This window comes from Kordiimonas aestuarii, assembly GCF_025574465.1.
GTDB lineage: Bacteria > Pseudomonadota > Alphaproteobacteria > Sphingomonadales > Kordiimonadaceae > Kordiimonas > Kordiimonas aestuarii.
In genome coordinates, this window is sequence record NZ_JAOBPP010000012.1 from 91,956 (window position 1) to 102,061 (window position 10,106).

The window sequence follows — 10,106 nt, forward strand, 5'->3', positions numbered from 1 at the left end:
TCGATATCTCCTGATAGGCACTTTATGGTGCTGTGACGAGGAAGGATTGCTTGTGCCGATGTGGCGAAGGTTTTTGATTTTTTTGGGCGTGGTAGCCGGTGGCTTCGGGCCGAACGCATACGCGGATGAACCCAGCGTGATGTCGCTGGATTTTTGTGCTGATCAATATGTGCTGGCATTCGCAAAGCCCGAAAATATTGTTGCGGTATCGGATGAGGCAGCCGACATCAACTCGTTCTTTGCCGCGCGTGCGGCGGGATTGCCGGTGACCAGAGGCGCGCTTGAGGATGTGCTGCTCAGGAAGCCCGACCTTGTTGTGCGCACATGGCGTGGCAGCATGGCGGGCGACGCCATGGCCAAGCGGCTTGATATCCACACCTACCGGCCGCCCTATGCAATGACGCCGGAAGATAACCTGCGCAACCTTGTGTTGGTGGCAGAAGCACTTGGCGGGGCAAGTGACGCCAGAGCGATGGTTGATGACTATCACACACGGTGGGAAGCGCTTAAAAAGCAGCCTGCCAGCAAACTGAAGGCGGTCTATATGACGCCGAGCGGTTTTACAGCAGGGCAAGGCACTTTTGTGGATGATATTATCCAGCTTGCCGGTTTTGACACGGTTGCCACGGCAGCCGATGTGCATGGTTGGGTACCGCTGCCGCTTGAGAAGATGGTGATGGACCCGCCCGGCGTTGTCATTGGCAGTTTTTTTAACGAAGGCACCGTGCATATTTCACACTGGAGCGGTGGCCGACACGGCGCCTACCGCAATATGATCAAGGAATTGCCAACCATTATGGTGCCAAGTAGATATTTGTCCTGCAGCGGGGCCTTTTTTGTCGACGCGGCGGAATTTATCCGCGCCGAGGCGGAAAAACTAGGCCTTTTCCACGACGCGGAGAGGGCACGATGATGACAGGGTTTTACAAGCACCCATGGGCGCTCAATGTCGGTTTGCTGGGGCTCATTCTGGTTGCGGCGCTATTGTCCGCGAAGTTTGGTCAGGTTGACCTCAGCACCGCGCAGGTGATTGACGGTATGTTTGGCCCCGGTGATACGGCCCAAAGCATTATCGTGCGGGAGCTAAGGCTGCCGCGTATCATCCTTGCGATCATGGCTGGGGCGTCGCTCGGCTACACAGGGGCGGCGCTTCAGGGGCTGCTGCGCAACCCGCTTGCCGACCCGGGCGTGATTGGTGTGTCTGCAACTGCCAGCCTTGGGGCAGTGATCGCCATCTATATGGGCCTCACTGCCATCGCGCCGCTTGCACTGCCGATCACGGCCATGCTTGGCGCGCTTGTCGCCACCATCATTTTGATGGTGCTGGCGTCGCGTGATGCCAGTGTGCTGACGCTTATCCTTGCGGGTATTGGCATTTCAAGCCTTGCAACGGCGGCGATGTCGCTGGTGATGAACTTCACCCCCAACGCCATAACCGTGCAGGAAATGGTCATGTGGATGCTGGGCTCGCTTGAAAACCGCACCTTTGATGACCTGATGCTGGCCGGGCCGTTTATTGTGTTGGGCTGGCTGCTGATGATCGGCGTGGGGCAGGGGCTAAATGCGCTCAGTCTGGGCGAGGAAGCTGCCAGTACGCTTGGGGTGGATCTTAAAAACCTGCGCTGGCGGGTGATCCTTGGGACCGCATTTTCCGTTGGGGCCACCGTTTCCATTTGTGGTGCGGTTGGATTTGTCGGGCTTGTGGTGCCACATATCGTACGTGCCTTTGTCGGCTTCGAACCACGGCGAATTTTGCTGCCCAGCGCGTTGTGCGGGGCCGCGGTGATGGTTTTTGCGGATATCCTGACCCGGTTGCCCGTCGGGCATGGCCAGCTTAGACTTGGCGTGGTGATGGCGATCATCGGTGCACCGGTGTTCCTTCTGATTGTCTTCAAAACGCGGGAGAGCATGCGATGAGCGATCCGGTGAACGACGGCCTGTCGGTCAAAAGCCTGAGCGTGTTGCTTGGCGGTAACGATATTCTGCGCAAGGTCTCGTTTGATTTGAAGCCTGGCGAGGTCGTGGGGCTTATCGGCCCTAACGGCGCTGGTAAAAGCACCGCGCTGAAGGCCATTCTGGATATTGTGCAGGCAAACCAAGGCATCATCAGCATTGACGGCAATAACATCAAGGGGTTAGGCCCCAAGGAACGCGCGAAGCGGCTGGCGTATGTGCCGCAGGGCGCGCCCGTGCACTGGCCGCTGACGGTGGAACGTATTGTGGGCCTTGGCCGCACGCCGCATCTCAACCCATGGCAGGAGCTTGGTGACGCTGACCAACAGATCATCCAGGACGTGATGCAGGTCACGGATTGCTGGTCCATGCGCGACCGCATTGTCACCACCTTGTCAGGTGGGGAACGGTCCCGCGTGTTGCTGGCGCGCGCCATGGCTGTAGGTGCACCCTACTTGCTGGCGGATGAGCCAACGGCGTCGCTTGACCCCTTGCACCAGCTTCAGGTGATGGAGATCATGCGCAAGGTCGCGGCGGCAGGCGTGGGGGTTTTGATTGTGATGCATGATCTCAGTTTTGCGCTGCGCTATTGCGACAGGCTTGTGCTGTTAACCGGCGGTGCCGTGCTGGCAAGCGGTACGCCCGATGAGGTGTTGACCGACGCCAACCTTGAGGCGGCGTTTGAAGTCAAGGTTTCCCGCTGGGACGAGGATGGTGAGCAATTCCTAGCACCCCACCGGGTCAAGGCGCTTTCATGACGGCAAGGGCGCTCATGCTGCAGGGTACCGGGTCTGACGTGGGCAAGTCTGTGCTCGTCGCGGGGCTTGCGCGGGCGTTTGTGAACCGGGGTTTGCGTGTCCTGCCGTTCAAGCCGCAGAACATGTCCAACAACGCAGCTGTCGCGGAAGATGGCGGGGAAATCGGCCGTGCGCAATGGCTTCAGGCGTGTGCGGCGCGTGTGCAGCCCAGTGTGCATATGAATCCGGTTCTCCTGAAGCCCGAAAGTGACACTGGCGCCCAGATTATCGTGCACGGTCAGCCATATGGCCGCGCCGAGGCGCATGTGTACCAGCAGCACAAACAGGAGCTTCTTTGCAAGGTGACGGACAGTTTTGATCTGTTGAGGGCAGACGCCGACCTTGTGCTTGTGGAAGGCGCGGGCAGCCCGGCGGAGGTGAATCTGCGCGCGACAGACATCGCCAATATGGGCTTTGCCCTGCCGACCAATACACCTGTGGCGCTGGTGGGTGACATTAACCGGGGCGGTGTTATCGCGGCGGTCGCGGGGACATACCATTTGTTGCCTACTGAAGAACGGGCGTTGATCAAGGGCGTGATCATCAACCAGTTCCGCGGCGATGTGCGGCTGTTCGGTGGTGGGATTGACGCCATCACGCGGGAAACCGGCTGGCCGGTCTTCGGTGTCGTGCCGTTTCTGCGGGAGGTGCGTAATCTACCGGCGGAAGATGCGGTGGTGCTTGAGCGCGAGAAAGCCGCAAAGGCATGCAAACTGCGTGTTGTGATGCCGCTGTTGCCGCGCATCGCCAATTTTGACGACCTCGACCCCCTGGCGGTGGAGGACGACGTTGAATTGATTGTGGTGCCGCCAGGCAAGCCCTTGCCGCGTGACGCAGACCTCATCGTCCTGCCGGGCAGCAAGGCGACAATCGCCGACCTGCGCTTCCTCAAGGCTGAGGGCTGGCATCATGACATTCATGCCCATGTGCGCGCTGGCGGCTATGTGCTGGGCCTGTGCGGCGGATATCAGATGCTGGGTGCGAGGGTCAGCGATCCTGATTGCACTGAAGGCAAGGGCGGCGAGGAAGACGGGCTCCATCTCCTGAATGTCGAAACCGCCCTTTGGCCACGCAAAGCTGTGAAGAACGTAACGGCCGAAGCGCTGGGGCATCAGCTTAAGGGTTATGAAATTCACGCGGGCCGTACCGATGGGAAGGCCCGGCCCTTCATGACCGTTGACGGCAAGGTTGTTGGTGTGCAGTCACCCAATGGCCGGGTCATGGGCACATATGTACACGGTCTTTTCACCAGCGGTGCGTTCCGGAGAGCCTTTCTCGAGCACATGGGAGCCGTCGGTAGCGATGCAGAATTTAGCCTGCAGGTTGACGAAGCGCTTGACGCGCTGGCCAATGCACTGGAAAAGCACCTTGATCTTGATGCCGTCTATGCGGCAAGCATTTAATGGTGCAGCAACCGAGGCAGTCCCATGGAAAACCTTCTGCTAATTTTTGATGCTGTTGGCATCTTTGTCTTTGCTATTTCAGGTGCGCTTGCTGCCGTCAGAAGCGGCATGGATCTGTTCGGCATTATGGCGTTGTCGCTAATGCCCGCCATCGGTGGCGGTACCTTGCGCGACCTCGTGCTTGACCAGCCTGTTTTCTGGGTCGAGGGCACCACGCCGATCTATATCGCTTTTGCGGCGGCTGGCCTTACCTTCTTTTTCTCGCGGCATCTGGCGGGCAAGCGCCTTACATGGCTGACATGGGCTGATGCCATCGGCCTTGCACTGTTTTGTGTGGTGGGGGCAGAGAAAGCACTGGATGTGACCGGCAGCATGCTGATCGCCACCATGATGGGCGTGGTAACGGGCGCGGCGGGCGGTATTATCCGTGATATCATCTGCAATGAAATTCCGCTCGTAATGAAAAAGGGCGAGATATATGCGACGGCGACATTCCTTGGTGCTGGTTCGTTCTGCCTCTTGATCCACTTCGATGTGCCGGGGCCCATGGCGCTTTGGCTTGCGATGGGAGCAGCCTTTCTCGCGCGTGCCGGGGGTATCCTCAAAGGCTGGACCCTGCCGGAAGCATTGCACTAACATTCGCCATATTGCCTGTTTCCACATCAGGTGCATGGCTGCATAATGCCCGTATCTCGAGGGGGCAATTAAGGATGATTTGACTATGGATTTTTTCTCGGAAGACGCGCCATCAATGGATGTGATCGTTGCTTATGGAATTGAGATCGGCCTGACGCTGCTGGGCGCGTTTGCGGTTCTCCTGGTCGGGCTCTGGCTTGCCGGTTTTGTGGAGCGCCGGCTGGACAAGCTGTTCGCGCGCAGCGAAAAGATCGACACGACAGTTGCGAACTTCCTTTCAAGCATTGGGAAATATGCTGTTTTTGTATTCACCGGCATTACCCTTCTTGGTCAGTTCGGTGTTGAGACGACAAGCCTCGTTGCAGTTCTTGGTGCCGCAGGTCTAGCCATCGGCCTTGCACTGCAGGGCACGCTTTCGAACCTGGCGGCTGGTGTGATGCTGCTTATCTTCCGTCCATTTCGGATTGGCCAGTTCGTGGAAGTTGGCGGCCAGTCAGGGACCGTGAAGGCGATCTCGCTATTCATGACCAAGATGGACACGCCCGATAATGTGCGTATCACCATCCCGAATAATTCGGTATGGGGCAGCGCCATTCGCAACTTCAATTATCATGATACGCGTCGGCTTGATCAGCTGTACGGCATCAGCTACAGCGACAATATCGACAAGGCGTTGGACATCATCAAAAAAGTGCTGAGCGAAGACGAACGCTGTTTTACCGAGCCGGAACCTCTGGTGGCAGTTAAAGGCCTTGGCGACAGCTCCGTCGATATTGTGGTGCGGGTCTGGTGTAACGCGGGCGACTATTGGGCGCTGAACTGGCATCTCCTGAAAACGATCAAGGAACAGTTCGACGCGAACGATATTTCCATCCCGTTTCCATGCAGGACAATTTATCGCGGCGACGAATAAAGCCTTTTCCCGTAAATGAGTTTCGACTGATAAGGGACGAGGGCATTTGCCCTCGTTTTTTATTGCATATGCATCTTCATATTGACCCGCGCGACAAGGCGCTGTCTTATGACGCCCGCATCCTGCGCGCATGGCTGGTGCCGCAGGGAAAAAGACAACAACAATCCTGGAGGGGGATACATGCTTAAGTCACTTCTCAAATCATCTGTCGCGGTGACAGCGCTGCTGCTTGCGGCCTGTGGCGACAATGCGTCTGATCAAAATGCAGATGCCAAAAAAACCGAAATGACCGCAGAAGCGGCAGCGCCTGAACTTGGCGCCTGGGGTGTGGACCTAACCGCCCAGAAGACCGACGTAAAGCCGGGCGACAACTTCTTTGAATATATGAACGGTCACTGGCTTGATACGTTCGAGCTGCCTGCCGACCGCACCAACTATGGTGCCTTTACTGTATTGTCTGAACGGTCCCGCGACCGTGTAAAAACGATCATTGACGAGGTGTCGGGCGGTGATTACCCGCAAGGCTCCGTCGAGCAGAAGATCGGCGATTATTACGCAAGCTATATGGACGTTGCGGCCGTTAATGCCAGGGGTATCGATCCGCTGCGCCCGACGCTTGACGCGATTGCCGGCATTGAGAATGTCGATGACCTGACGAAAGCCTTCGGCCGTGAAGGGCTGGACGGCAGCGCGTCGCCCGTCACCGGCGGGCTTGGTATCGACCGCGAAAACCCGGATCGTTACATCCTGAACATCGGCCTTGGCGGCATGGGCCTGCCAGACCGCGATTATTACCTTGAGGATAATGAGCGCTTTAGCGCGATCCGCGAGGCATACAAAGCGCACATCGCCGAGATGCTGGGCTTTGCGGGTGTGGAAGACGCGGCGGCAAAGGCGGAAGCCATTCTGGCGCTTGAAACCAACCTGGCTGAAAAGCAGTGGCCACGCGCCGAGCGTCGTGACCGCGACAAGAATTTCAACCCAACCACCATGGATGAGTTGAAGGCAAACTACACGGGCTTTGACTGGGAGGCCTATTTCAGCGCCGGTGGTGTTGAAGGTGTGGAGAAGTTTAATGTTTCCGGGCCTGAGCCGCTCAAGGACGCGATTACGCTGGTGAATGAAATTCCGGTTGCTGACTGGAAGGCGTATCTGACCTACCATACCATCTCCAACCACGCCGCCGTGCTGTCTGAGGACATTGAACAGGCAAACTTCAACTTCTACGGCAAGACCCTGCGTGGCCAGCCTGAACAGCAGGATCGCTGGAAGCGTGGTGTGGCTCGTGTTAGTGCGCTGGACGCGCTTGGTGAGGCTATCGGTCAGGTTTATGTGAAACGTCATTTCCCGCCTGAGGCGAAGGAAGAAATGGTCAAGCTGGTTGCTAACCTGCGTGCGGCGCTTGGCCAGCGTATCGACAGCCTTGAATGGATGAGCGAAGAAACCAAGGTCGAAGCGCACAAGAAGCTTGCGTCGTTCAATCCGAAAATTGGTTATCCGAACAAGTGGAAAGACCTTTCCGCGATCAAGATCAAGGAAGGTGACCTGTTCGCCAACGCCAAAAGCATCAACGACTATAACTATGAGGACACGATCGATCGCCTGACCCGCCAGACGGACAAGGACGAGTGGTTCATGACCCCTCAAACCATCAATGCCTACTACAACCCGCAATTCAACGAGATCGTCTTCCCGGCCGCCATCCTGCAGCCACCGTTTTTCGACCTCGCGGCCGATCCTGCTGTCAACTATGGCGGCATCGGTGCGGTTATTGGCCATGAAATGGGCCACGGCTTTGATGATCAGGGCTCCAAGTCTGATGCTGACGGTATCCAGCGCAACTGGTGGACGGACGCAGACCGCGAAGCGTTCGAGACCCGCACAAAGGCCCTGGGTGACCAGTACAATGGGTATGAAGCGGTGCCGGGCCATCACGTAGATGGCACCTTCACCATGGGTGAAAATATTGGTGACCTCGGTGGCCTTGCCATGGCTTACCACGCTTACAAGCTGTCGCTGGGCGGTAAGGAAGCGCCGGTGATTGACGGCCTGACCGGCGACCAGCGTTTCTTCATGGCGTGGGCGCAGGTCTGGAAACGCAAATACCGCGAGGAAGAGCTGATCAGCCGTCTCAAGTCCGATCCGCATTCGCCTGCTGAGTTCCGGGTGAACGGTATCGTGCGCAACATGGACGAATGGTACGAGGCTTTTGATGTGAAGCCGGGTGATGCACTTTACCTGCCACCCGAGGAGCGTGTGCACATCTGGTAAGTTTTGCCACAGACCAAGTGATGAAGGGCCGGGTTTTCCGGCCCTTTTTCTTGCCCGTTTTGCCGCACAGGGGCCTCGGTTGGTCGAAACGGGCTGGTAGGGGCCGCGCGGGTCCGTCAGGTACAACCATGAGGTCATTATGAGGAGGGGGAGAAATAACCGTGGGAAAATTATCTCAGGCGGTGGCAGTTGCCGTTTTGATGGCGGCGTCTATGCCCAGCCACGCGCAGACAGAAGACCATATCGTTCCAAAGCAGGTTAGCGATGATTTCTATGTGCTGTACCCCGGCCTGGGACAAGGGTCCAATGTGGGCGTGCTCAAATATGATGGCGGACTTCTGGTCGTCGATGCCATGATGGAAAGGGCATCGCAAGAACTGAAGTCAGCGATTGCGGAGATATCCCCAAAGACCGTTACGCATGTCATTAACACCCATGGACATATGGACCATACGGGCGGCAACAAGATGTTTGAGGAGGTCGGCGCCACGGTGGTGCAATATGCACCGAGCCCAGACAATGACAACAGGGGACTGGAACTGCTTTCCACCCTCACGGACGCCGGACTTCAGCTCGAGGTTCACCCCGTAAAATCACACACCGCAAGTGACCTGCTGATCTACCTGCCGGAGCAAAACGTGCTTTTTACCGGTGATGCGTTCATGACCAATTGGCATCCTACATTTTATGGCGGGGGTGCCGCGGGGCAGATCGATATGATTGATACCGCGTTGGGGATCACCGACAAGGATACGATTATCGTGCCCGGACACGGCATGATCACCGACCGCGAAGCGCTCATCAGATACCGTGAGGCGTTTGGGGATTGGATGAAGAGGCTGGGGCAACTTGTGTCGGCCGGTGTGGAAGGCGACAGCCTGCTGGATGACGACGGCCTGCGCGAAATCGCCCTGCGTTTCCGCCAGGAAACGCCTGCTGACCCGTTGCCGGAGGGTTCATACCGCCGGTTTGTCGAGCGGTCTGTCTCCACCGAATTTATGCCTGTTGACGACAGTGTATTGCCCGGTATCGCGGGTTACAGCGGCAGTTATACCTATGAAGATGGCGTGAAGCTGGAGATCGTCCTGAAAGGCGACACTTTGCTGGTGTATGAAGGCGGGGAATATTCTGGCCGCATTGTGCCGCTGTCGCCCACGCATTTTCATTTTCCGGGGCGGCTTGAAGGCCAGGGGTATCTGACGTTTGACCTGAACGGTGCCGGGAAAGTTCAGGGCGCCACATATGTCGGGGCAGAAAAAAGCCTCCCGGCCAGGCGCGAAGGCGACTAGGTCGTAGACTCATAATTTTTCAACCAGATACAGACTGAAGCCAGTTTTACAGCGGCGAGGAAATTCTCCGGGTTTTTGTCATAGCGCGTTGCAATGCCCCGATAGTGCTTGAGCTTATTGAAGAAACGCTCGACGAGATTACGGTGTCGGTACAGCCATTTACTGAAGGTAAAGGACTGCTTGCGGTTGGCTTTTGGCGGAATATTGGCCCAAGCTCTGCGCGCTGTGGTGAAGGCACGAAGCGCGTCGGTATCATAGGCTTTGTCAGCGAGCAAGATCGCTTCCTCCTTGATGTCCTCAATCAGATCAAGGGCCGGTTTGCTGTCGTGGGTCTGTCCAGCAGTCAGCGAAAGCCTGATCGGCAGACCATCCGCATCGACGAGGGCGTGGATTTTGGTGGTCAGTCCACCCCGGGAACGGCCCATGCAGCCATCGTCCTGATCCCCCTTTTTGCCGTGGCCCCTTGTTGATGCACACGGACACAGCTGCTGTCGATCATAATGATGTCACCGTCATGGGCTTTGCTCACCGCCTCGAACAGTCGGTCCCACACCCCGGCCTTGCGCCAGCGGACAAACCGGTTGTAGCAGGTGGTGTAGGGACCATATCTTTCGGGAATGTCTGCCCACGGCGTTCCCGCCCGAAAGCGCCACAAGATGCCGTTGATCACCCGGCGGTCATCCACCCTAGGCACCCCGCGCGGCTTGTTCGGCAGCAAAGGCTCTATGATCGACCATTCATAATCTGTCAGTTCATACCGGCGGCGGCGCATCAAAACCTCCTCAATGATTTGAGAAGCGTTGAATCATATCTTCGCCTGTTTGGGAATCCCTTTTATGAGTTT

General features: G+C 57.2%; 9 protein-coding genes. 8 read left to right on the plus strand and 1 reads right to left on the minus strand.

Going from position 1 to position 10,106, the window contains the following annotated elements:
* The first annotated feature begins 73 nt into the window (after positions 1–73).
* From OEU85_RS02775 to OEU85_RS02810, 8 genes are all read left to right on the plus strand, one after another.
* The gene (locus tag OEU85_RS02775; RefSeq protein ID WP_262689912.1) at positions 74–913 is read left to right on the plus strand and encodes an ABC transporter substrate-binding protein; all 840 of its coding nucleotides are present in this window, start codon (positions 74–76) and stop codon (positions 911–913) included.
* Positions 910–1,917 (plus strand): FecCD family ABC transporter permease, encoded by a 1,008-nt coding sequence (locus tag OEU85_RS02780; RefSeq protein ID WP_262689913.1) that lies wholly within the window; start codon positions 910–912, stop codon positions 1,915–1,917. Before OEU85_RS02775 ends, OEU85_RS02780 begins: the two co-directional genes overlap by 4 nt.
* A complete protein-coding gene (locus OEU85_RS02785) occupies positions 1,914–2,711 on the plus strand; it encodes an ABC transporter ATP-binding protein (protein ID WP_262689914.1) in 798 nt (265 codons plus the stop codon). The genes OEU85_RS02780 and OEU85_RS02785 overlap by 4 nt, the downstream gene beginning before the upstream one ends.
* The gene (locus OEU85_RS02790; RefSeq protein ID WP_262689915.1) at positions 2,708–4,153 is read left to right on the plus strand and encodes a cobyric acid synthase; all 1,446 of its coding nucleotides are present in this window, start codon (positions 2,708–2,710) and stop codon (positions 4,151–4,153) included. The genes OEU85_RS02785 and OEU85_RS02790 overlap by 4 nt, the downstream gene beginning before the upstream one ends.
* A gap of 24 nt (positions 4,154–4,177) precedes the next feature.
* Positions 4,178–4,789 (plus strand): trimeric intracellular cation channel family protein, encoded by a 612-nt coding sequence (locus OEU85_RS02795; RefSeq protein ID WP_262689916.1) that lies wholly within the window; start codon positions 4,178–4,180, stop codon positions 4,787–4,789.
* A gap of 85 nt (positions 4,790–4,874) precedes the next feature.
* Positions 4,875–5,702, plus strand: coding sequence for a mechanosensitive ion channel family protein (locus OEU85_RS02800; RefSeq protein ID WP_262689917.1), 828 nt, complete (start codon positions 4,875–4,877; stop codon positions 5,700–5,702).
* A gap of 180 nt (positions 5,703–5,882) precedes the next feature.
* Positions 5,883–7,973 carry a M13 family metallopeptidase gene (locus tag OEU85_RS02805; RefSeq protein WP_262689918.1) on the plus strand — a complete coding sequence of 697 codons (2,091 nt, stop codon included), beginning with the start codon at positions 5,883–5,885 and terminating at the stop codon, positions 7,971–7,973.
* Between the two features lie 161 nt (positions 7,974–8,134).
* Positions 8,135–9,262, plus strand: a complete 1,128-nt coding sequence (locus tag OEU85_RS02810) for an MBL fold metallo-hydrolase (protein ID WP_262689919.1) — start codon at positions 8,135–8,137, stop codon at positions 9,260–9,262.
* On the opposite strand, the gene OEU85_RS02815 is transcribed toward OEU85_RS02810, so the two are convergent.
* A protein-coding gene (locus tag OEU85_RS02815; RefSeq protein WP_262689381.1) for an IS5 family transposase occupies positions 9,259–10,034 on the minus strand; the annotation gives its coding sequence in 2 pieces (ribosomal slippage) (positions 9,259–9,719 and positions 9,719–10,034; 777 coding nt in all). The two genes, OEU85_RS02810 and OEU85_RS02815, sit on opposite strands and share 4 nt — an antisense overlap.
* Positions 10,035–10,106 lie beyond the last annotated feature (72 nt).